Below are 22,895 nucleotides of genomic sequence, written 5' to 3'. Positions count from 1 at the left end.
TTGCAAATCATATATTTTGCAAGGTTTTTTTGTTGGGAGTTCATATCAGCCAAACTAGAATTCAAGTTGGGTAAATTCAACCACCTTCGTTGGAGATTTAACTTTGACTTTGTCAAAATCAATCATAGTAGTTGACCACGATACCGTGTCTATCTCTGTCAATGGCAAAGTAGCCAATAGCAACCCGTCTGCTTCTTTCCTCCATCATGGCATGGTAATGTCCACCTTCCGGACCTTCTTGGTAAAACAATTTTGGGACCCACCAAATGGATTTTTCCACGGTACCTTCAGAATTATCACCACCTCTGCCGCCACCTGCCGCACCTTGGGATTGCCAATCACATCCATCACTCCAATGAAAGGTGTCATTTTGTGCAGCCAACCGCGCTTCGCGTGCAGCGCATAACTCATATTCAATGGCCCTGACATAAGGAGGTGATCCATGCTTGGCTCTGTAAAAGTTAATTTGATTTACTGCATATTCACCAACATCAACGTATCCGCAGTAAGGATCTTCAGACATCAATTGCATTTCGCCATTGGCACATACATTTTCTGGATTGCCATCACCATCAGGTGATTCTCCCACTAGAGAGGTGGTAAGCCTGGACTCAACTTCGGCATCATCCATTCCCAGATCAATCAGTGGGCTGTGCTGTTCTTCATCGGATTTAGAACAGGCCAAGTTGAATAAAACCAAGAAAAGGAAAATGGAAAGCTTTGACGTACCGATACCGATACACGGAAGTGATTTTTTCATTATAGTGCAATAAGTAGGTTCTAAATAGAAAACGATTTCTTTCACCATTTAGTGTTTTATGGCAGGACCTTATCCATGTTGGCCAACAAGACTGCCTTCTTTTCATAATATGCCTATAAGAGTTGGTCGTGACAGTGCTGAAATCTTGGCGAAGGCGGGAATGACTCTTTCGATAGTTACAGGGAGTTGTTTTCCTTTGAGCTCGTTAGTCTAAATGTAAAGTTGCAATCACGGGATTGGTTTTTTTATTTTGACTTAACTACCTGAACGAGTTCAAAGCCGGTGAAAACAAAAAAGCCGCCTTTGGCGAGCTTTATGTTCCTAAGCGACCTCAAACGGACAGAGTTCATATTTTCCAAAGAGTGATATCGAAATTATTATTAAAAAATCGTGGCTTTACGGGGCATTTGAAAAATTAGACCTAACGGTCATTTAATCCCTTCCCTTTAAAAATTTTTGGGATACATTTTTCAATCCTCGATTCTCGGGTCTTGGATTGTTTGGCTCCAGAAAAATGAAGCAGATAGCCTCGCTGTCGCCCAGGGGTCAACTTTTTAAAAGCAGTCTCAAAGTCTGGGTCTTCGTTAAACTTTTCTTGTAACTCTTCTGGAACATCAAACTCAGACGTCTTTTTCATTTTTACCTCCGCCCCTGATTTTTCCACTTCCATCGCTTCAAAAATATAGGCCTTTATGGTCCGTTCAAGTTCTATGATCTGCTGTTTACTTGTAAATCGGATTTGACGGGCCGCCTGCACATTTTCGGTCTGTTGTACCAAAATATTTTCAACGTCCCCAAGCAGGGCTCCTTTGTGAAACAACAAGGCGCAATATTCCTTGAATCCATGGATAAGAACTATGTTTTTTCCCTGAAAAGTATAACAGGGATGCATCCATTTAAAGTCTTCTGCCAACCCACAATCCAGACAAATTTTGCGCAATAACCTCATTTCATCGTTCCATTTTTTGGCCCTGTCCAGGAACCTATCTATTACTTTTGGATTCATGCCCACTTATTTTTGATAGACGCTAATTTTCTTTCGGGAGGTCAATACCGTTACCAAGGTCGCCTCCTCTTACAAAAGCAATTATTGCTTGTTACGTTCTATTGGTTTCTTTCATTTTATCCCTTTTTTTGATGGGAATACAATAGGAATGGATACTTTCCAATTTCTTGTTGTTGAATTCATACACATCACAGGCCAAAATATGGTTAAGCTGTTTTCCATTCCTGAAAAATTCCGCTGAGCCCCTTACCACAATTTTGCTATCGGTTACCATAACATCGTCGGTAATGAATTCGGTTTGTACCATTTTAAAATATTCGGCGGTTTGTTTACAATGGGCAACTACTTCGGGCTTTCCTTTAAAAGTGTTTTCTCCAACTATGTGCCAGACGATGCTTTCTGACAGGTAAGGAAATGTAGTTTCAAAATTCCCGTTGGAAAACGAAACCGCTATTTCCTCTTTTCGATCTTCAATTTTTTTCATCGTTCCTGTTTTTTGATTGGTTCCCGATTTCCTGCAGCCTGTTATGTGCCATATTGATTCCCTGTGCAAAGGGTAGTTTTAACATATTGTTCCTGTCCTCCAGGGATTTATAGACAATATGCATGGTGAGCTTGCTAGAATCCTCGGAAAGGCCTTCAAACTCAAGAAATTCCAACTGTACCGGAAAAGGGGTACACTCCATTTCAAAGGTTCGGGCGATTCTTTGGTTGGGCACAAACTCATGGATGGTTCCATTGAACCCATGCTTGTTGCCCTTTGGGTCGGTGGTTTCAAACTCATAGCTGCCATGCCTTTTACTTTCGAGTTTCAAGACCTTGGTGTTCATCCACTGCTCCACAAGTTCTGGCTCTACATAGGCCTTGAAAAGCAAATCCAGGGGCAAATCAAATTTCCTGGTAATCCATACTTCCTGTTTACCATCTTCGGCACGAACTTTTGTCTTTAATTCCATGTTTGATTATTTTTTTGATTGATGCCTCTTCATTACCGATTCAAGTCTGTTGAAACGACCGTCCCAAAACTTTCTAAATGGCTCAATAAAATCAGCTATTTCCTTCATTCCATCTGGGTTAAGCCGATAATGAATTTCCCTACCGATTTGTTCTTGCTCCAAAATATTACACTCGGTAAGGATTTGTATGTGCTTGGAAATCGTTTGTCTTGCTGCATCAAAGTTTCCCGCAATGGCACTTGGAGTCATCGCTTGAAAAGCGACCAAAGTGATTATGGTCCTACGGGTCGGGTCGGCTATGGCTTGAAATACATCTCTTCTTAACTTCATTGCGCAGCTATTTGGCTGCAAATATAAATGCAGTCATTTAACTGCGCAATTTTTTTACCTCTTTTTTAAACAGTAGGTAGGCCGTTCATAAAAACGAGAAGTACAATTCTAGACTGCAATTGCATAAGAAACATTTCTGTTTCCCCTGCTTCTTTCAACCTTAGCATTTATTTGTGATGACTTCCCATCCAATTTAAGAAGAACATATCCAACAGGTTAGCGTTCATTTATTGCTGGGAGCATCTTCGCCCAGCAAATCTGACATTGAGTTAGGGTTCTAGAATCTCAACTTCTTCCGGTATGTTAAGCATCAATTCACATCCTTTTTCGGATTTTACACCATGCTTGAAATTCTTGGGTGTATAAAGATAATCGCCTGCTTCCAGATAGGCCTCGTTGACAAGGCAACTGCCTTTCAATACCATTAGCCCTTCTCCTCCCGGATGGTTGTGATAAGGGTAAGAAGCCCCAGGTTCAAATTTCAAGAGTATGGAAGGGGAGCGTTTGGTGGCCTCGTCATAGCGAAGCGACTTTACAAATACCCCTTCATAGTGTTTTCCCCGCTCAACAAGGGGTTGCCATTCTAGTTTCGCACTATTTACGATATAGTCATTAATGTCTGTACTCATACTATGGTGTTTTTAAATTGTTATGGCACAAATGTATGGGGAGGACAGAGCCAAAAGAATAGAGGATTTAGGAAAAAGAATGTAAGATTTGAAATAAATAAAAAACATTTTTGACCGTGGGGCTATCTCACTAAATTTTGCTTCATAAGGCATATCGTGATTGATAGCTTTTCGGGGATTGCCCTGTATACTTTTTAAAAAAGTTTGAAAAATAGAACGGGTCTGAAAAGCCCAATTTATGGGCCACCTCCTTGACAATAAGTTTTTCGTAGGTCAATAATCGCTTAGCTTCGGAAATGATAAGCCCGTATATGACCTTCTGGGCGGTTTTGCCCGTATGCGATTTGGCCTGTTCGTTCAGTCTAGTTTCAGTAGTGTGGAGTAACTCGGCATAACGGCTCACCGAATGGTTATGCTCAAAGTTGGAGCGTACCAACTCCAAAAATTTCAGAAACAGGGCATCGGGCTTCCAAATTTCATCACCCCGAAGAATTTTGGAACGGTTGATTTCTACCAATATAAGCTCAATTCTAGAGTGTACGGAAATCAAGTATTGATAGGGTTCCTCGGCAAGTTCTTTTTCTATAGTTCGTAATTGCCCATCCAAAAAAGTGTGGTTCCGTACTGGAATTACCTCGTTCATGGCAAAGTGGCAAAAAAGGCCATTTTGAAAGATAAGTTCAATATCACTATCGTTCTTACAGAAGAAATCCAGCGTAAATTCCAATATATAGCCTTGGGCGTCCCTAATATCTTTGAAATAGTGTATTTGCCCAGAGGTAATGGTCAACACCGAATTTTGTTTGACCGTCAATTCTTTTTCATCTACTACTATGGTGGCTTGCCCACTCGAACACCAGATAAGAACATACTTCATCAACCTTTTGGGGCGATTTATGTCTTTGTATCCTTTAATGGTTTTTAGGCTCAGCATAAATGTTGTGTAGTTTAAGAATTAACGGACCACTTGGCGAATCTGCACAAGATTCGGACATTATACATTTATTCTACAAGATGCTTTAATTTTTCCAATGCCTTTGGCCAGGTGGTCTTAAAATAGGATTCCCACTCTAGGTTAGTATCCATTCGTACTTGTATCATGGTTGACCCGTTTTTTGGAACAAAGGTGTATTCTTCCAGAGCACCTGCAAAGGCTTCCACCTTTTCCCCATCGGTGATTTCCTTCCCGTTTTCAACTATGCCCAAATGCTCAATACTAACAAAGGCATGGGGTCTGTTTTCTTTGATACGGCTCAGCATTCCCATGGTATTTCCGTTTTCCTCTTCGGCCAAAAAGAGAATTTTTGAGCCTTCTTCCCAAGAACCCTCATATCTTGATGTTGGGTTGAATTCCGAAGTCCATTTTTGAAAAGTCTCCTTGTCAAGCATTGATCGATACACCTTTTCTACTGGCGCATTGATGGTCTCTTCAAAATACAGTGTTTTCATTATTAAGGATTTAGTTCTACGTGCTTTTTAAAGTTATTGATAATAGCCTGCCAGCCATCTCTCTGCATTTCAATGGGGTTCTGCTCCTCTGGGTCAAAGGTGGTTGAGATTTTTGTCTTACCCTCCTCGTCATTAAAGGTGGTAACGGCCTTTCGGCCATCGGTCATGGTGTAGGCAATTTTTTCTTGGTCAACGATTTCGTTGTAAATGGCCTCAAAATCGAACCCGAAACTACCGTCCTTGGCCTCCATCCTATATTTGAATGTGCCGCCTACTTTTAAATCGTTCTCTGCCTTGGGGCAGTGCCAGTCATCGGTAACAAAGTTCCACTGGGTAATGTGCTCGGGTCGATTCCAGTAGTTCCAAACTTGTTCCCTATTGGCATCGACGATAGTATTTACAGTGATTTTTGTTGTTTTCATTTGCTAAGTATATTGTTCATTATAGTTGATCATCCAATTAACTCCGAACTTATCGATAAAGCTGCCGAAGTAATCGCCCCAGAACTGGTCTTCCATGGGCATTTCGATTTCTCCTTCTTTTGAAAGACCATTGAACAGGCGGTCAGCCTCCTCGCGGCTTTCCGGATGTAGCGAAATATAATTGTTGTTTCCCTTACGTAATATGTGCCCCATGGAAGGCATTGTATCCGAAGCCATTAAAATGGTATCCTTTCCTATGGGCAGGCCAATGTGCATGGTACGATTTCTTTCTTCTTTGGAAAGCCCATCCATACCAGGAGCACCACTCATCTTTAGGTTTGCAGTGAACTCGCCGCCAAAGACCGACTTGTAAAAGTTGAACGCCTCTTCTGCGTTTCCATCAAAATTTAAATAAGGATTTACTTTCATCTGTTTATTTTTTATTGTTTTTCAAAGGTCAGATGTAATTCGCCAATAACCATCTCGGTGGGTATCAAGATTTGTTATGGCTCATTTCATGTTATTTGTTTTTAATTAATGTTGAGTTTTATGGCAATCAACAAAATAGTATGCGTTTCTTGTCATAAACTGTTTTTGTACTCCTTCAGGGAGTATTCCAATCGTAGTCATTAATTGTTTTGTAGTCTGCCATTCTTGATTTTACGATTGTAGATGTACGAAACGGCAAGTATGGCACCGATTACTATGGGCATTACCATATTGCCAATGTTCTTGTCCACTGCAGCATGGCTGATAAAGGCGAATACCAAGTTGAATGTCAGACCCGCATATGCCCATTCTTTAAGAGTTGGGTGCAGTTTGGGTATGACCAAGGCCGTTGCACCTAATACTTTACAGATAATCAGGGCATGGGCAAAGTAGTTGGGATATCCCAATGGTTTGGTACCCGCAGTAGCATATTCAGGGGCGAACAAAAGGGTGCCCAACGGCATTAGTCCTTCAAAAAGGAATATGATAATTGTTGCTAGCCAAAAGATGATTTTATTTTTTTTCATGATTGTTTATTTTAAGGTTGGTAATAGTTCATCAAGTCGTTCCAAAGTGGACTCAAGACCTTCTTTCATGCCCATTTGGATTACCATTTCAAGCGATTCAAGTGATTTATAAGTTACAATGGTCTGCACCATGGCATTCTTGCCTAGGTCGGAAAAAGTAACATCCCAATTGGCCCGAGGCATTTGCGGATTGAGTTCCCCATTTTCGTCACAGAAACCATCGAGTGCCGAATAACTGTCAATGGGATTAATTTTCAAGTAGTCCATCCTGTTCCAATATTCCGGGCCTTCAGGGTCTATCATGGAGTAGTGCCAATAACCACCTTCGGTGAAGTCCATATGTTTGGTCTTTGTTGTAAATGGTTTTGGCGCAAACCATTGGTCAAGTAGTTCGCTCTTGGTGTAGCAATCCCAGACCAGCTGTTTTTCCGCGGCAAACTCACGCTTTATTGTGATGGTGTTTTTTTCTTTATCGACTATAAAGTCGAACTGTAATCCGTTTTTCATTTTTTTTGATTTTTAATATTTGATAATAGGTTATCCAGTTGGTTAAAACGGCTTTCCCATAGTTGTCTGAACTGTTCCAGCCATTTATCGATTTCTTTCATTTTATCGACCTTTAGCTCATAATGAATCTCCCTTCCCTTTTGATTGGAGCCTATAAGCTCACATTCGCTCAGCACTTGTAGGTGTTTCGATATCGTGGGTCTTGCCGCATTAAAGTTCTTGGCAATGGCTCCTGCTGTCATGGTCTGCGCGGCCAACAAGACAAGGATGGCCCTTCGTGTAGGGTCTGCTATTGCCTGAAATGGGTCTCTTCTCAATTTCATCGTATTTGCGTTTTGTTAAAGTGAAGTCATTTGGCTACAAAAATATATGAAGCCAAATGACTACGCAACTATTTTTTGAACTATTTTTCAAAATCTAAAGATTGGAAATGAAATCTAGTTGCGATAGAAGAAATCCGACATGAAATTCAATGAACTTTTAATTCTATGGTGTAAAAATATAAGGGGTGATATTTAATTGAAGGGTGTGAAAACGGCGGTTAAGGAGGTTGATTGCGCCAAACGATTTCGCTACATTTGAAAAATGAAAACGATATACACTTTAGTGCCTGAAACCGCTGTGGCCGAGGGTGTGACCGGGCCACGATACCTGTTTACCACAGCCAACCATTTTTTACAGGCTGTTGGGAAAGAACCGCTGTTCGATGTACAACTGGTGGGCCAAAAAAAGGAAGTACGGGTTCAGGACGGGGCCTATTCCGTTACCACCGATTTGCTTTTGGATGAAGCCGGGCAGGCCGATCTGGTTGTCATACCGCCAATCTTTGGCGATATGAAGGAAGCTGTACGAAGGAACGAAGCAACCCTCCCTTGGATTGTACACCAATACAAGAACGGTGCGGAAGTGGCCTCACTATGCGTCGGTGCTTTTTTGCTGGCCTCTACAGGTTTGTTGAACGGTAAAAAATGTTCCACACATTGGGCATATTACAACGAGTTCAAAGAACGGTTCTCTGAGGTGGAAATCGTAGATGGTGGTGTCATTACCGAAGAGAACGGTATCTATTCAAGTGGCGGTGCCAATTCATTCTGGAACCTATTACTTTATATTTTGGAGAAATATACGGATAGGGATACGGCTATATTGGCCTCTAAATACTTTGCCATCGACATTGATAGGGAAAGCCAGGCCGCCTTTATGATGTTCACTGGCCAGAAAGACCATAATGATGAAGAGGTAAAACGGGCCCAGTATTATATTGAGGAAAACTATCAGGAAAAGATAATTGTAGACGACTTGGTCGAGATGGCGGCCGTAAGTAGAAGAAGTTTTGAAAGACGTTTTAAACAGGCCACAGGCAATACGGTCATTGAATACCTGCAGCGGGTCAAAATAGAAGCTGCCAAGCGAAGTTTTGAATCCACCCGCAAGAACATTTCAGGGGTTATGTTCGATGTAGGATACTCCGACTCAAAGGCCTTTCGAAATGTTTTCAAAAAAATTACAGGATTGACCCCGGTTGAATATAGAAACAAGTACAACAAGGATGATCATGTGTAAGTTGACCCTTCCATTCACATTTTGCTCAAATGGTCAATTCTACTTTCCTTAAAAAAGGCCATTTGGGGGACTTTTTCACCATACCATTTTTACATTCCCAAGATGTGCCACTGTTAGTCCTTTTAAGTGGTTTCTGCAGTCCATGTTTTATAGGAAAGCATAAGAACATTTACAATCCTGTCAACACTGTTGACGTTTGGAGTCATATCAATGCAAATCGTATTATCGTCCAAAAAACAGCTAAACCTTGCAAATTATCAATCTTGCGAGGTTTTTTAATTCGGTTGAAGTTTCCTTCTTGTGTTTATGGCAGGATTATCCATGATTTCCCTTTGTGCAATTTCCCGATAGTTGGGAGAGTCAAAATTCCTGTCAAATAGATTAATATCAGTCTTTCAGTTTGATAGGTATATACTCCTGATAGACTTGCTTGTTTAGTTGATGGGCTGACACTCAATAAGCCAATTGACCAAACGAACAGAACTGATTAGTAAAAATCATTGCGGCCAACTTTTCACTAATGGATTGTGGGCATTTGTGAGACAATAACATACCCAGTCATGGTTTGAAATTGACAAATTGATTTTCCATTCCATCACCCATCCGGTGATTTCGATTTTTATTAACAACAGCAAACTTTTGAGGGTGATGGAATAACTGAAATACATCTATTGCCCACTACATTTGTTACAAAAACCCTTTAAAACCAAATTCGCACTTTCTGCCACATAGCCATGGGGCAGATTGATATATGGAATTTTATACTCAGTCAAACAAACGGTTTCAGTGCAGTTATTACAATGAAAATGCAAGTGTAAATCCTGCTCTAGCTCACAGTTGCAACCCTCTTCACATAGGGCATATTTTGTGATTCCGGAACCGTCGTCTATTTGATGGACAATTCCCTTTTGCTCAAAGGTTTTGAGGGTCCTGAAAATGGTGGTCCTATCTGCTCTTTCTAAAGCGTTTTCTATATCCGTAAGGGTGCGGGCCGCTTTGGAAATGGAAAGATGCTGGAAGACCAAAAGACGCATAGATGTTGGTCGTACACCTTTTTTCTCTAAACACTTATCTGATTGCGACATAGTTTTTTTAATCATGATGTCCATTTCCAAAAGGTTTCAGCACAACTCCCAAACTAAGTATAAACCCGTCCGTTGGGGCATAAATCTCCGGAAAGGTCGGGTTGTCGTGGGGAGGCAATACCAATGGCGTAAAGCGACTTTGTATTCGGTCCGTGAAATTCTCAAAATTCACAAAGACACTTCCCCACTTAAAGTTACGCATGGCAAGCAAACCCATGGTCACGAAATCCGTTGTTTCCAACCCATTGGAAAGCAATTGTTTTCCCGTGTAATAGGTCTCATACCCAATGCGCCATTTTTCAGATTCATACATCAGGACGCTTCCGGCATTATGCTTGGCCGTCAATGGTTTTTGGGGGTTGCCCGGCAAATAGTTCAATCGGGTATCGATCAATGCGTAGTTCAGGAACCATCTAAAATCCTTGTACTTGAACTTGATGTTGGTTTCCGCACCTTTGCTCTGAATTTCACCCAATGCATTTTCAAATTGAAATTGTTCATCATCGATGGGATTCAAGAGCAACCCATCTCGAATTGCAGTCAGATAGAACAATTGGTTTACCGAGAAACTAACGATGTCGAACAGTTGTGTTTGATAATTGAAATCCAAGTTAAGGCCATAGGAACGTTCCGCTTCAAGAACATCTTTATTTATGGGTTGTATGTTTCTAAAGTTAATGAACTCTGCCTCCTCGGTGAATAAATCGGGCATTTTATACCCCAATCCACCACCAAGCCTACTAGAAAAGCTGTTGTTTGATTTAAATAGCAGGGAAATCCGCGGTAAAGCAAAGAAACCCCAGTTATTGGCATAATCACTACGCAAACCTGTTTCCAGAATCCATTTCTCGGATAGGTCATGGATGTTATTTGCGAACAATCCTACGGTAAGGTCTTTTTGGTCTCGTTCCAGGGAATTGTTCCGCTCATCAAATGATGTGGTATATAGGTTTGCCCCAAAAACCCAATCCGACCTTTCGACCTTTTTTTGATAGGTTGCTTCAATAAAAGTGTTCCACTGCCTTCCCTTAAATGACAAATCAGGTATTTCCAAACTCCTGTCAAAAAACGCCACACTGTTTTTTATGGAAATGGATTGTGCCGAATCCAATTGGGCCTCATAGACAACTTGGGTACTTAAACGTTTGGATAAGTTCTCTTCGGAATATTGGTGTATTCCATTTTCACCCAGTTTGATTTTGGTAATATCACCACCTTTCCTGTCCTCAAAGGTACCCGTAATCCCAAACCACATGGTTGTTTTTTCTGAGGGATAATAAAATAACCTTGGATTGAAGCTGATGGATCTTGTCTGTGGCAAATTACTGAACTCGTCATCGTCAGGGTCATACGCTTTTTGATGATGCCCGGTGCCATAAAGTGTCCATCCCCATTTGTTTTTTCTTTCTGCGTAAAAAATGTTAGCGGTACTGCCAAGGGCATGGGTCTGGGTCAGCATGATGTCCATTTGAGGAAATTCTTCGGGCACCTTGGAAACCAAATTGACAAGCCCGGCAATAGCGCCGCCGCCATATAGCGTGGATGAGCTTCCCTTTACAATCTCAAATTGCTGCAAGTCCAATGGTGGGATTTGTAGAATGCTTAATCCACTGGAAAATCCACCATAAAGCGGAAAACCGTCACGCAGTAACTGGGTATATCGGCCGTCGAGGCCCTGAATTCGGATATTGGTATTCGTACTGCTCAAAGAGGTCTGTTGCATTTGGATGCCAGTGCTTTCCCGTAAGACCATTGAAATGTTCGTTGGATTCATAATGGCCTTTTCACCCAGTTCTTCCACTCCAATGAATTCTATTCTGGTCGGTATTTTTTTGATGGTACGGGTACTTCGGGTTGACCGTAGGATTACTTCGTCCAGTGCATTTGCTGTTTCCTTTAAATAAAATAACAGCTCGTCTTTTATCGGCACTGTAATTGAAGATACCATGGTTTCGAAACCCAAGTAGGAAATCCGAACTTCATATCTACCATTGGGGATGTCCTTCAGTAGTGCAATTCCGTCAAAATTTGTGATCGCACCTTTTTCCAGAGATTCGATATAGGCGGTGGCTCCCAACAAGGGCTCCTTTTTTTGGTCTGATAAAATTTTAATTTGTATTGTGTTCTGTGCATAACTATAGGTACAAAACACCAATTTAAGCGCAAGGCCTATTATGTACTTATTCATATAAATTGTGATGTTAAACTGTCTATATAGAGGTAAATGACGATAATTCTATCGCTATGAGTCAGACAGTTTCTCTAGGTGGTTGGAGGAGCGAAAGAGTAAAGTTAGTTCCCAGACCAACACAATAGATGAATGCGCTTTTTGGTTTAAAATCAACTAAGGTCCGGAAGTTAAAAACACCGAAGTCCACCGTATGGGAATGGCAACAATGGCACTGGCAAAAAGGTGTACACTGATCACAATCACCATGGTGCTGACCGTGGTCAAAATCTACATGGACTTCCGTATTTTCGGAATTGACAACCGGCTCACTATCTGAGCAAGGAAATACGTTGAGTACCAAAAAGTAACACGACAAAATGACTGTTAAGATTTTCACATTACAAAGATAGAAGAATAGACGTGCAACCAGGTTGCAAATTTACCAGAAGCCTCTGTAACGCCGTCATGTTGAAGTAAAATGGACATTGGTCCTCGAAAAATCAATTCCCGTACAAATTGCGGTTATTTCATTGTTTTGCAGACTTACATTTTATGTAACTGCATAAGTATAATTTTGGGGCATTAAAAATAGTTCGGTTTTTTTGGTGCGTTACGAGGATTATTGAAAAGAGGCACTTTTGAGCCTAAATTATACGTTAATAAGCAGAAACGAAAGATTGAATGGAGAATTGCAAACTGAAACTACAAAGTTCAGTCCACTTTTAGTCGAAGAATTACAATAACACGAACCAATAGGAGGTTTGACACGATTCTACCTTAAAATATTTAGCAGTTTAGATAAAAATTCTAGTCGTTGGCAGAATTTAAAGGACCAGATTGGCATCGATATGCCCTAGTTTTTAATTTTAATCTACCTAAAATGTCCACTAAGGTTTTCCAACTATGTAGATGGAAAAATGGCGGATACTATTCAGATACCCCCAATCAGTAAAGATTCAAGTTTAGCGAAATTGTGGTTATTTAAAAGTGAGATAATAAATTGAGAAACACCAAATAATTTAATTATTATGAAATGCATACCAGTAATCTTAAGCTTCCTAGCACTAGTTCAGATCAATGCCCAAGATATTTGGAAATCAGATAGTGCCCACTCAAAAGTTGGATTTGCCATTACCCATTTAATGATCTCGGAAGTGGAAGGTCACTTTGGGGATTTTGAGATTACTGCCCAAGCCGACAAAGATTTTGACGAACCTGATTTTACGGTAGAAATAAGGGCTGAAAGTATCGATACCAACAACGAAGGGAGGGACAAACATCTACGCAGTCCTGACTTTTTTGAAGTTGGGAAATTTCCTGCCATTACCTTCAAGACAACAACTTTTGAGAAAACAGGTGATAAAACCTTCAAACTTATAGGAGACTTGACCATGCATGGTGTTACAAAAACGATTTCGTTGGAGGGCAGACTAAATGGGATCATCACCCAAAACAACCAAAAATTGAAGGCAGGACTTAAGCTTATAGGGACTGTGAACAGATTGGATTTTGGAGTAGGTGGGGAAACCCCTAGTCTTGGCGATGAGGTGGAATTGAGTATCAATCTTGAATTGGTACAACAGTAGGTTCCATTTTTATTTTAAGATAAATAGGATGAAAAGGGGAATGTTCATTGTTTGGGGCATTGTGGCGGTCTTAACTAGTAGGGCCCAGCAGGGCAATGACTTGGATTTACCCAGGGTTGTACTTAAAAAAGACATTCCGTTCACTTTTAGTGAACCGAATTTTCACCATTCGGTCGGAGGACGAAAGATTAAGGAACGTACCAAAGTCACTATGGAATATGACGATACCTACCTGACCATTTCGTTCGAATGTCTGGACGACCCCTATGTTGGCCATAACCGAATCACTGAAGATAATAAGATGTTGGCGGCCCAGGAGGCCTTTGAAATATTCATAAGCAAAGGGCCCTCGGCAAGTGAACAGTACCTTGAAATTCAGATAAACCCCAATGGTGCTGTCTTTTTCGGGAGGGTTACCTACAGATACAAAACCGACAGGGACTATAAATGTGAAAAAATCGACCCTGAAGTCTCTGGCATTGTCCGTAAAGTGACCAGGGATATTGGGAATAACAAATGGAGTGGGGACTTAAAGTTGCCGCTAAAACTATTGGATTATCCTGCAAACGAATCTGGTAATGTATATCGATTTAACCTGTATAGGATCATCCAGAACCATAAGCCAAAAGGCGAACAATGGCGATGTACCTTTGATAGTGCAACTTTTGCTTGTTGGAACAGCACCATGACCCAAATACCACAGTTCCATGTCCCTGACAGGTTTGGAATCTTGGTTTTGAATTGAGTTGGCATATTTGCTCAAATTCTATGATCAATTGTTGTGAATTTTACCTTCAATTGATACTGTCTTCCCGATTCGTGTTCTGGTATCAATGCAAAGGATATTGGTTTTTAATCGGGAAATCCTCATTCGGATGGATTATCGGATTTGAAGTTTTTTGGCAAGATCACATTCCCGGACAAAATCATCTCCTTAACTATTTTGCTATAGGTCCGACCTATGGGAATATTGTGTCCGGCGATGGTTATTTGATTACTTTCAAGGGACACTACTTTATCAATAGCAATGACGTAGGACTTATGGACCCTGACAAAGCTTTTACTGGGTAATTCCTCTGCAATGCTAGAAAGGGATTTGTACATAATGTGTCTTTGGGTTTTGGTATAAAGCAAAATATAGTCTTTAAGGCTTTCAATGAACAGAATATCGCTAAGGTTGATCTTCAACATTTTTTTATTCACCTTAATAAAGATGTAGGGGTCCGGAACAATTGGACGCACGATTTCATTTTTAGTATTCAACTTATTGGCCAATTTGTTGATTGATGTTAAAAAACGCTGATAGGGAATGGGTTTGACCAAGTAGTCAAGCACATCAAAATCATAACTTTCCAAAGCATATTCCCTATATGCGGTGGTTATGATGATCATCGGATGCTCCTTTAGTGTACGTAGAAAGTCAAGACCATTGATCTTGGACATATTGATGTCGAGGAAAATAACGTCGACCTTTGTGTTTGCCAACAGGGGAAGGGCTTCGAGGGCATTGGTATAGGATCCCGATATATACATATGGTCAAGGGTCTTGATATAGGTCTCCAATATTTCTATTGCAAGGGGTTCGTCATCTATGATTACGCAGTTGATCTTTTTCATGGTAAGGGAATTTTTAAGTTGACCAAAAAGTGGTTTTCTTGTGGTGAGGCCTCCAGATTGAAATCGTTACCATACAGCAGTTCCAACCTTCTACGAATGTTCTTAAGCCCTATGCCTGATTTCTTTGGAAATATATGCTCTTTTTCATAACTATTTTTGACCAGAAACCACAGTTCGTTTTCGTTTTTCCTAAAAGTTATGGCAATGTCTATTTTGCCATTGTGCGTTTGTCCGTGTTTAAAACAGTTTTCGACAAATGGGAGGAACAAAAATGGGGGGAGCGCCACATTTTCAAGGTTGCCAATGGTCTCAATTTTATACTCCACTAAATCCCCTCTTCGCATTTTTTCCAGTTCAATGTAATTTCTAACGTAATTTATTTCTTTTGGTAGGGGAACTCTTTTCTTTTTTGTATCGTAAATCACATACTCCATTATCTCGGACAGCTTAAGCACGACTTCTGGGGCCTTTTTGGAATTGTTCAAGGTCAGGGAATAAAGACTGTTCAGGACATTAAAGAAGAAATGGGGCTGGATCTGGGCCTTCAGGAATTTCATCTCGGTTTCCGTTTGAAGTGCCAATAGCTTGTTGTTCTTGTTGAGTTCCAAGACATAGTCGACAGTATACTTGATAGCCGATACCAATCCGATAACGTAAATTTCCCCCAGGGTTATGGTAACGATATGGTTAAAGCTGAACAACTCATGTTTCTCATGAAAACTGGGCAGTGTGCCATGGTATATGAGCCAATTGATTAGACCGGTCCTCACAAAATAATGCAGGGTCAGTAAAAGGGCCAAAAAGAGGATGTATCTTCTATACTTTTTTCCAATGATGAACTTGGGGATCAAGTAATAGATATTTAAATAAGCAAGGATAATATGCAATGGGAATTCCACCAAATTTGATACAAAGGAAGACCAATAGTCACCATGGTAGTTTCCCCACCTGATGGAATTAAAGATATAATACACTACCCAAAAGATGATGTGATATTCAATTTTGATTGATCTGCTGTCGTTCCCAAGTGTACGCAATGCCTGTCTCTTCATTAGCTCAAAATAGACAAAATATTAGGTATACCGTTGTTAAAGGAAACAAAAATCAAGAGGCGGACCGTTGAATTTTAATGGGGCAGCTACAATTGTCCGTCAAAAGCTGCAGTTGGTTACAACATTACTGTCATTTGGATAAAAAAAACCTACAAAAAGTTAAAAACCAATATTTTAGGTATTTGGGACTGTGTTTTAGGTTATTGCTTCTAAATCATTTCCAGTGGTTATGGTGGTCCTCTTGACCTGGCCTTGAAAAGTTAGAATTATGGATGGTACTGGGTTGTTAAAATACATTCGATGAATATGCGATTGTCAAGTATAGATATCTTAAGGGCATTGACCATGTTTTTGATGATTTGGGTCAATGATTTTTGGACATTGAAAGATGTCCCCAAATGGCTTCAACATGCAAAGGTGAGCGAGGATTACTTAGGTTTTTCAGACGTTATTTTTCCCTTGTTCCTTTTCATTGTGGGGTTAAGCATTCCCTTTGCAATTAAAAATCGATTAAAAAAAGGCGACAGCCAAAAGTCCATAGTAGGGCACGTTATTGTCAGATCCTTATCGTTGCTGTTGATCGGGGTCTACATGGTCAATTACGAAACGGCCTATAATGATGGGATTATCATTGGTAAATCTTTTTGGACTATCCTGATGGCGGTTGCCGTGTTTTTGATTTGGACCGATTGGAAAAAAAGCCCTATTCCCCAAAAATTATATGTCCCACTAAAAAGTTTGGGATTTTTGGTTTTAGTGTTTTTGGCATTCATTTATCAAGGAGGTGAGTCCGGTCAATATTGGATGCGTACCCAATGGTGGGGCATATTGGGGCTTATAGGGTGGGCTTACCTTGCCAATGCTTTGGCTTTTCTTTTTGCACGAGGAAGCTTGATTGCGGTGATTGTTCTTTGGGTGGTCTTTAATTCGCTTTCTGTCTTGGGCCAAACCGAAATGGCACCTGAACTCAATGGCGTGCTCCGTTATTTCTCCACCATAGTGGGGGGCACGGTCCCTGCATTTACCACAGCGGGGATGGTTGCTTCACTTGTCTTTATAAAATGGTCCAACAACAATATAGGGCTCACCTATTTCATTTTGGCGGTTATTGGGATAATATGTATAGCCTATGGATTGGGAACACGCCAATTTTGGGGTATCTCCAAATTACGCGGAACCCCTTCCTGGTTAGCCATCTGTTCAGGTATGGGTTTTTTGCTGTTTACCCTCCTACATTTCATAGCTGATAAAAAGAAACGGACCACATGGGCCAAATTTATAGCCCCGGCAGGTACGGCAACCCTAACCTGTTATCTGTTGCCCTATATCATTTATCCACTCCATGAACTGGTAAATTTTAGACTGCCAGAGATTTTGAACACAGGAGCCCTAGGTCTATTGGGATCGCTGGTATTTGCTTACCTGGTAGTATTGCTTACAGGATGGTTGGAAAAGACAGGAATCAAACTAAAACTTTAAAAACACCGCTCACATGATAAAAAAAATAACCCTTTTACTCTTTCTATGCTGTACGACTGTCGCATTTGGGCAATCCCCATTTTCGGTCAATGGGCTTTGCATTGCCGCACCGTCAAAAGTAAAAGTAGATGACTTTGTAGGTTTTATAGAAAAAGACCTTGCGCCGGGAGGAATAAACACCCTAATTCTTAGGGTGGATTTTAATTATGCCTATGAGTCAAGACCAGAATTGCGCGACGATAATCCTCTAAGTAAGGCAGATGTAAAAAAGCTGGTGGCCGCATGTAAAAAACACCATATAAACCTTATACCCCAGGTCAATTTACTGGGGCATCAATCGTGGCATGGAGACTTGGGAAAACTACTGGAAGCCTATCCTCAATTTGACGAAACCCCAAATGTAAAACTGCCGGAAAATTATGAATGGCCAAATCCGGATAGGTTGTACTGCAAAAGCTACTGTCCATTGCATCCACAAGTACATGATGTTGTTTTTGACATCGTGGATGAAATTGTGGAAGTATTTGAAGCAAAAGCCTTTCATGCCGGTATGGATGAGGTTTTCTATCTGGCCCATCCCGATTGCCCACGTTGTCAAGGTAAAGATCCTGCCAAGCTGTACGCCGGAGAAATCAATAAGATCAATGCCCATCTGCAGAAAGGTGGAACGGCACTTTGGATTTGGGGTGACAGGCTTATTGATGGAAAGGACTCTGGCATAGGTATGTGGGAAGGAAGTTATAACCATACGGAACCCGCCATTGACCTAATTTCAAAATCAGTTGTGATTTGTGATTGGCATTACGAAAAGGCAATTCCAACACCTGCTTACTTTGCCATGAAAGGGCTTCAGGTAATTGCCTGCCCGTGGCGAAAACCGGAGGTTGCCGAAGAACAGGTTGCCATGATAGAGGCTTTTAAGGAGAATTCAACCCCAGAGATGGCAGAAAAATACTTAGGGGTAATGCATACTGTTTGGTCTCCAGCAGATGCGTTCTTGGACAACTATTACAATCCAAAATCCGAAGATGACCCTAGGGGCAGCGAAGCGGCATGTCTCAAAGCAATGATTGCAGCGGTAAAAAAAATTAAAATTTGAGGGGATTCGGTTAAACATGGCCATGGCGATTACCTAAAATCACTTCTAATAAAATGGACAAACTCATAAGACCTTTACAGCAATTTGTAATTCCTATAAATCATATATGGTTACTAGGTAAATTAATCCTATTCTTTTGGATTGTATCCCTTTTGGTGCATTGTACCCCAAAAGATGGATTGCCACCAGGGGATCCAGATAACGGAGGGCTTTATCTGCCCGATGATTTTGAGGCTGTTGTGGTAGTCGATAGTCTTAGGGGGAGGGCCAGACACCTAACGGTTAACGACAATGGAGACATTTATGTAAAACTACGATTTCCGAGTGAAAAAGGAGGAAATGCTGCCTTAAGGGACACTGATAATGATGGTAAGGCCGATATCATTGAAGAATTTAATGATTATTTGGATAAAAGCAGTTATGGCACCGAAATGCGAATCAACAACGGCTATCTATACTTTAGTTCGGTTACCCGAGTGTATAGACAAAAACTAACGGACCAATTGGTTCCCGATACCGAGTTGGAGCTGATATTGACAGATACCCAGCCTCCACGGCAACACGATACAAAACCCCTGGCCTTTGATAACGAAGGAAATATGTACACGGTTTTTGGAGCACCATCGGATGCCTGCCAAATCGATGATCGGTCACCATTGTCCCCTGGGATATTCCCATGCCCGTTATTGGAGAAAAGAGGGGGCATTTGGCGCTTCGATGCCAACAAGAAAAACCAATTTCAAGAAGACGGGGAAAAATTTGCTACAGGACTGAGAAGTGTGGTGGGACTGGACTGGAACAATCAGGATAACAATCTGTACGCGGTGGTGCACGGCAGGGATTATCTTCATAGTACCTGGCCAAGGGAATTTACGGTTTGGGAGGGGGCGGTCTTGCCCTCTGAAGTCTTCCTACGATTGAAGGAAGGGGACGATGCGGGATGGCCGTATCACTATTACGATCAAATAAAAGATGACTATTACCTGAATCCGGAGTATGGTGGTGATGGGGACAAGCAAGGAGTTGATAGTGACGAACTAACCCCTCCCGTTGTTGCGTTTCCCGGACATTTTGCACCCAATGATATCCTTTTTTACAAAGGGGACCAGTTTCCAGAACGTTATAAAAATGGGGCATTTATCGCATTTCATGGTTCAACAAGCAGCAACCCATACCCACAATCGGGTTATTTTGTAGGGTTTGTGCCTATGGAAAATGGTATCCCTACGGGTCCTTGGGAAGTATTTGCCGATGGATTTGCAGGGAAAGACATTGTTGTAAACACCAGTGAGGCCGCGTACAGGCCCATGGGGCTGTCTGTAGGCCCTGATGGGTCCCTTTATGTGTCCGATTCAAAGAAGGGAAAAATCTGGCGTATTATGTACAAGGGTCAAAAGACCCAATTTGGGGAAGAACAATTGGCGGGCATGGAAGAACGAAAGAAAACCGCTCCCAATATTAAAACCCCGGTTGAAGGTGAGGATATGGTTGTTTTGGACGATAATCTTGCGGAATACGATAATGAAAACTTGGGCGAGGGAGGAAAACTCTTTAATATGTTCTGTGCCATTTGCCATCAACGTAACGGTTTGGGCAACGACCGTTTCCCACCATTGAACGGCACTGACTGGGTGGTTGGTGACAAAACAAGGTTGATCAATATCATCCTTAACGGATTACGTGGAGAAATCTTGGTCAATGGTAAGTCATATACCAACTACATGCCGAAATTGGATCGGTTAAAGGATGAGGAAATTGCCTTGATATTGACCTATATCCGTCAAAACTTTGGAAATGAGGCATCAGATGTCACCAGGGAAGAAGTGGCCAAGGCAAGAAGGACAAATGCAGAACCAATTGATTGATTCGATCGGTCCATTTTATGGATTCCATATAAGAAGAGATATATTAAATGTAATGAACAAAATCAAAACCTTTCGCTACCATATAGCAACAATGGTCTTTAGTGTTTTCCTATGCTTCACGGCTTGTAAGGAAAAGGAAAGCCATAAACAAAAAACCAAGGTTCCGGAGCAGGAGCCCAAGAACACTATGTACCAAAGCAGTGTTTTTACCCCACCAAATGGATTTCCTTCAGGAATAGAAGGCCCAGCTGTAGATGCCAATGGAACCTTGTATGCGGTCAATTTTGAAAGACCGGGAACTATTGGAAAAGTGGATGCTCAGGGCAATGCCCAACTTTTTGTGGAACTTCCCGATGGTAGCGTTGGCAACGGCATCCGGTTCAATGGCCAAGGAGACATGCTCATTGCTGATTATACCAAGCACAATATCCTGAAAGTGGATATGGACACTCATGAGATCACGGTTTTTGCGCATAACGCACAAATGAACCAGCCCAATGACATTGCCATCATGGACAATGATATACTTTTTGCCAGTGATCCCGATTGGGAAAATTCAAAAGGTCAAATTTGGAGAATCGATACCAATGGGACATTTACCTTGTTGGAAACCGATATGGGCACTACCAATGGAATTGAAGTGAGTCCCGATAACAAAACCCTATATGTAAATGAGTCCGTACAGCGTAACATTTGGGCCTATGACCTTACATCCCAAGGGGAGATAAGTAACAAACGGCTGTTCCATACCTTCAAAGATTTTGGAATGGACGGTATGCGCTGTGATGACCAAGGCAACCTGTACGTCACTAGATATGGCAAAGGCACTATTGTAAAGATTTCACCCAAAGGGGATGTGTTGCAAGAAATACAACTAACAGGTAAAAGAGCTTCCAATATTGCATTTGGAGGATCAAAGGGCACAACTGCTTTTGTAACCCTTCAGGATAATGGCAATGTTGAAACATTTACTGTAGAATCTCCTGGAAGGTCTTTTCACATGATGAACACTAACAGATAATTATACAATTTAAAATGAAGTCCTACAAATTAGTACATCTCCTAACAGCCTTGGTGGTCATCAGTTTTTGGCTTTCAGACCTTAAGGCCCAGGAGTATGATTTGGTCATTAAAAATGGCACCTTGATTGACACGAAAAGTGGATTGAACCAAAAAATGGATGTGGCCATATCCAAGAACAAGATCGCCATGATTTCAGGGAGCATTGCTACAAACAAGGCCAAGAAAGTGATCGATGCTAAGGGCAAATGGGTTGTCCCGGGGCTCATTGATCTCCATGGCCATGTTTTTTTTGGGACTGATGAAAATGCGATGTACAGCGGAGGTAGGTTTAGTGTGGCTCCAGACAATTTTACATTTCGCTCTGGGGTAACCACAATCGTTGATGCCGGAAGCGCAGGATGGCGTAATTTCCATCTGTTCAAAAAGAATGTAATCGACAATTCGGAGACCAGGGTATTGGCATTTTTAAATATTGTGGGCTCAGGAATGAAGGGCGGGGTAGTTGAGCAGAACATTAATGATATGGATCCCAAATTGACAGCAATGACGGTCAATAGGCATCCTGAACTGGTTGGGGTAAAATTGGCACATTATTCAGGGCATGAGTGGGAACCTACCGATCGGGCCGTAGCTGCCGGTACGACTGCCAATGTTCCTGTTATGATTGATTTTGGAGGAAGTACACCCGCCTTATCCATTAAAACCCTGTTTCTGGAAAAATTAAGGCCCGGGGATATTTTCACCCATGCATATGCGTCTCTTCGCAGCCGGGAGCGGATAGTGGATGATCAGGGCAAGGTAAAACCTTTTGCCTTTGAAGCACAAAAGAGGGGGATTGTGTTTGATGTGGGACACGGAGGAGGAAGTTTCGCCTTCTCACAAGCTGTTCCAGCTATTCAACAGGGGTTTAAGCCCAATGCCATTAGTACCGATTTGCATATAGGGAGCATGAACAGCGGTATGAAGAACATGAACAACGTCATGTCAAAATTCCTGAATATGGGCATGACGGTTCCTGAAGTAATTGCCAGTGTTACTTGGCATCCTGCCCAATACATTAAAAAGCCCGAATTGGGCCATTTAACCGTGGGCTCCCTGGCCGATGTTGCCATTTTGAGCCTTGAGAAAGGGAATTACAAATTTGTGGATGTTAGGAACAAGACCCTGCAGGGAGATAGAAAATTTGTATGCCAATTAACCATAAAGGATGGCAAGGTGGTCTATGATCTAAACGGTATGGCCGGGACAAATTGGGAAGATTGAAATGCGAATAAACAAGAA

At 41.4% G+C, this 22,895-nt stretch carries 26 protein-coding genes; 8 read left to right on the top strand and 18 right to left on the bottom strand.

Annotation, left to right across the window (positions count from 1 at the left end; genetic code table 11):
- Positions 1-118: 118 nt before the first annotated feature.
- The 13 genes from ACO6S0_RS12640 to ACO6S0_RS12580 form a co-directional block, all read right to left on the bottom strand.
- Positions 119-760, bottom strand: a complete 642-nt coding sequence (locus tag ACO6S0_RS12640; RefSeq protein WP_422348724.1) for a hypothetical protein — start codon at positions 758-760, stop codon at positions 119-121.
- A gap of 421 nt (positions 761-1,181) precedes the next feature.
- Entirely contained in the window at positions 1,182-1,766 is a 585-nt protein-coding gene (locus ACO6S0_RS12635; RefSeq protein WP_422348723.1) for a YdeI/OmpD-associated family protein, read from the bottom strand.
- Positions 1,767-1,857: 91 nt separating this feature from the next.
- A complete protein-coding gene (locus ACO6S0_RS12630; RefSeq protein ID WP_422348722.1) occupies positions 1,858-2,250 on the bottom strand; it encodes a hypothetical protein in 393 nt (130 codons plus the stop codon).
- Entirely contained in the window at positions 2,237-2,722 is a 486-nt protein-coding gene (locus tag ACO6S0_RS12625) for an SRPBCC domain-containing protein (RefSeq protein WP_422348721.1), read from the bottom strand. Before ACO6S0_RS12625 ends, ACO6S0_RS12630 begins: the two co-directional genes overlap by 14 nt.
- Before the next feature lie 6 nt (positions 2,723-2,728).
- A complete protein-coding gene (locus ACO6S0_RS12620) occupies positions 2,729-3,052 on the bottom strand; it encodes an ArsR/SmtB family transcription factor (RefSeq protein WP_422348720.1) in 324 nt (107 codons plus the stop codon).
- Positions 3,053-3,321: 269 nt separating this feature from the next.
- A complete protein-coding gene (locus tag ACO6S0_RS12615; protein WP_422348719.1) occupies positions 3,322-3,681 on the bottom strand; it encodes a cupin domain-containing protein in 360 nt (119 codons plus the stop codon).
- 142 nt (positions 3,682-3,823) lie between these two features.
- Positions 3,824-4,615 (bottom strand): helix-turn-helix domain-containing protein, encoded by a 792-nt coding sequence (locus ACO6S0_RS12610; RefSeq protein WP_422348718.1) that lies wholly within the window; start codon positions 4,613-4,615, stop codon positions 3,824-3,826.
- A gap of 68 nt (positions 4,616-4,683) precedes the next feature.
- Positions 4,684-5,130: an SRPBCC family protein gene (locus tag ACO6S0_RS12605; RefSeq protein WP_422348717.1), complete on the bottom strand. Its 447-nt coding sequence runs from the start codon at positions 5,128-5,130 to the stop codon at positions 4,684-4,686.
- 2 nt (positions 5,131-5,132) lie between these two features.
- Positions 5,133-5,552 carry an SRPBCC family protein gene (locus ACO6S0_RS12600; RefSeq protein WP_422348716.1) on the bottom strand — a complete coding sequence of 140 codons (420 nt, stop codon included), beginning with the start codon at positions 5,550-5,552 and terminating at the stop codon, positions 5,133-5,135.
- Between the two features lie 3 nt (positions 5,553-5,555).
- The gene (locus ACO6S0_RS12595; protein ID WP_422348715.1) at positions 5,556-5,981 is read right to left on the bottom strand and encodes a VOC family protein; all 426 of its coding nucleotides are present in this window, start codon (positions 5,979-5,981) and stop codon (positions 5,556-5,558) included.
- A 200-nt stretch (positions 5,982-6,181) separates the two neighbouring features.
- Complete coding sequence (locus tag ACO6S0_RS12590) at positions 6,182-6,568, bottom strand: DoxX family protein (RefSeq protein ID WP_422348714.1); 387 nt, start codon at positions 6,566-6,568, stop codon at positions 6,182-6,184.
- Between the two features lie 6 nt (positions 6,569-6,574).
- Entirely contained in the window at positions 6,575-7,075 is a 501-nt protein-coding gene (locus ACO6S0_RS12585; protein WP_422348713.1) for an SRPBCC family protein, read from the bottom strand.
- Complete coding sequence (locus ACO6S0_RS12580) at positions 7,072-7,398, bottom strand: metalloregulator ArsR/SmtB family transcription factor (RefSeq protein ID WP_422348712.1); 327 nt, start codon at positions 7,396-7,398, stop codon at positions 7,072-7,074. Before ACO6S0_RS12580 ends, ACO6S0_RS12585 begins: the two co-directional genes overlap by 4 nt.
- A gap of 262 nt (positions 7,399-7,660) precedes the next feature.
- Here ACO6S0_RS12580 and ACO6S0_RS12575 point away from each other — a divergent pair, with 262 nt between their 5' ends.
- Positions 7,661-8,638 carry a GlxA family transcriptional regulator gene (locus ACO6S0_RS12575; RefSeq protein WP_422348711.1) on the top strand — a complete coding sequence of 326 codons (978 nt, stop codon included), beginning with the start codon at positions 7,661-7,663 and terminating at the stop codon, positions 8,636-8,638.
- Between the two features lie 668 nt (positions 8,639-9,306).
- Here the strand turns inward: ACO6S0_RS12575 and ACO6S0_RS12570 are convergent.
- From ACO6S0_RS12570 to ACO6S0_RS12560, 3 genes are all read right to left on the bottom strand, one after another.
- Positions 9,307-9,738, bottom strand: a complete 432-nt coding sequence (locus ACO6S0_RS12570; protein WP_422348710.1) for a Fur family transcriptional regulator — start codon at positions 9,736-9,738, stop codon at positions 9,307-9,309.
- On the bottom strand, positions 9,731-11,911 hold the full coding sequence (locus ACO6S0_RS12565) for a TonB-dependent receptor (RefSeq protein WP_422348709.1): 2,181 nt from the start codon (positions 11,909-11,911) through the stop codon (positions 9,731-9,733). Before ACO6S0_RS12565 ends, ACO6S0_RS12570 begins: the two co-directional genes overlap by 8 nt.
- A 61-nt stretch (positions 11,912-11,972) precedes the next feature.
- Entirely contained in the window at positions 11,973-12,290 is a 318-nt protein-coding gene (locus ACO6S0_RS12560) for a DUF6660 family protein (protein ID WP_422348708.1), read from the bottom strand.
- 631 nt (positions 12,291-12,921) lie between these two features.
- Here ACO6S0_RS12560 and ACO6S0_RS12555 point away from each other — a divergent pair.
- Positions 12,922-13,479, top strand: a complete 558-nt coding sequence (locus ACO6S0_RS12555) for a YceI family protein (protein ID WP_422348707.1) — start codon at positions 12,922-12,924, stop codon at positions 13,477-13,479.
- Between the two features lie 28 nt (positions 13,480-13,507).
- On the top strand, positions 13,508-14,224 hold the full coding sequence (locus tag ACO6S0_RS12550) for a carbohydrate-binding family 9-like protein (protein ID WP_422348706.1): 717 nt from the start codon (positions 13,508-13,510) through the stop codon (positions 14,222-14,224).
- A gap of 122 nt (positions 14,225-14,346) precedes the next feature.
- On the opposite strand, the gene ACO6S0_RS12545 is transcribed toward ACO6S0_RS12550, so the two are convergent.
- Both ACO6S0_RS12545 and ACO6S0_RS12540 read right to left on the bottom strand, forming a co-directional pair.
- The gene (locus ACO6S0_RS12545) at positions 14,347-15,096 is read right to left on the bottom strand and encodes a LytR/AlgR family response regulator transcription factor (protein WP_422348705.1); all 750 of its coding nucleotides are present in this window, start codon (positions 15,094-15,096) and stop codon (positions 14,347-14,349) included.
- Positions 15,093-16,148, bottom strand: a complete 1,056-nt coding sequence (locus ACO6S0_RS12540) for a sensor histidine kinase (RefSeq protein WP_422348704.1) — start codon at positions 16,146-16,148, stop codon at positions 15,093-15,095. The genes ACO6S0_RS12545 and ACO6S0_RS12540 overlap by 4 nt, the downstream gene beginning before the upstream one ends.
- 300 nt (positions 16,149-16,448) lie before the next feature.
- On the opposite strand from ACO6S0_RS12540, the gene ACO6S0_RS12535 reads away from it, so the two are divergent.
- Genes ACO6S0_RS12535 through ACO6S0_RS12515 form a run of 5 tightly spaced genes read left to right on the top strand, consistent with a single transcriptional unit; the run spans position 16,449 to position 22,877 of the window.
- Entirely contained in the window at positions 16,449-17,627 is a 1,179-nt protein-coding gene (locus tag ACO6S0_RS12535) for a heparan-alpha-glucosaminide N-acetyltransferase domain-containing protein (protein WP_422348703.1), read from the top strand.
- Positions 17,628-17,640: 13 nt separating this feature from the next.
- Positions 17,641-18,726 (top strand): family 20 glycosylhydrolase, encoded by a 1,086-nt coding sequence (locus tag ACO6S0_RS12530; RefSeq protein WP_422348702.1) that lies wholly within the window; start codon positions 17,641-17,643, stop codon positions 18,724-18,726.
- Positions 18,727-18,779: 53 nt separating this feature from the next.
- Complete coding sequence (locus ACO6S0_RS12525) at positions 18,780-20,591, top strand: PQQ-dependent sugar dehydrogenase (protein ID WP_422348701.1); 1,812 nt, start codon at positions 18,780-18,782, stop codon at positions 20,589-20,591.
- Positions 20,592-20,643: 52 nt separating this feature from the next.
- Positions 20,644-21,612 (top strand): SMP-30/gluconolactonase/LRE family protein, encoded by a 969-nt coding sequence (locus tag ACO6S0_RS12520; protein WP_422348700.1) that lies wholly within the window; start codon positions 20,644-20,646, stop codon positions 21,610-21,612.
- Between the two features lie 14 nt (positions 21,613-21,626).
- Positions 21,627-22,877 (top strand): amidohydrolase/deacetylase family metallohydrolase, encoded by a 1,251-nt coding sequence (locus ACO6S0_RS12515; protein WP_422348699.1) that lies wholly within the window; start codon positions 21,627-21,629, stop codon positions 22,875-22,877.
- The last annotated feature ends 18 nt before the right edge of the window (positions 22,878-22,895 follow it).

This window comes from Flagellimonas sp. (genome assembly GCF_965233845.1).
Classification (GTDB): Bacteria; Bacteroidota; Bacteroidia; order Flavobacteriales; family Flavobacteriaceae; genus Flagellimonas.
This window is presented reverse-complemented; position numbering and strand designations above follow the sequence as displayed.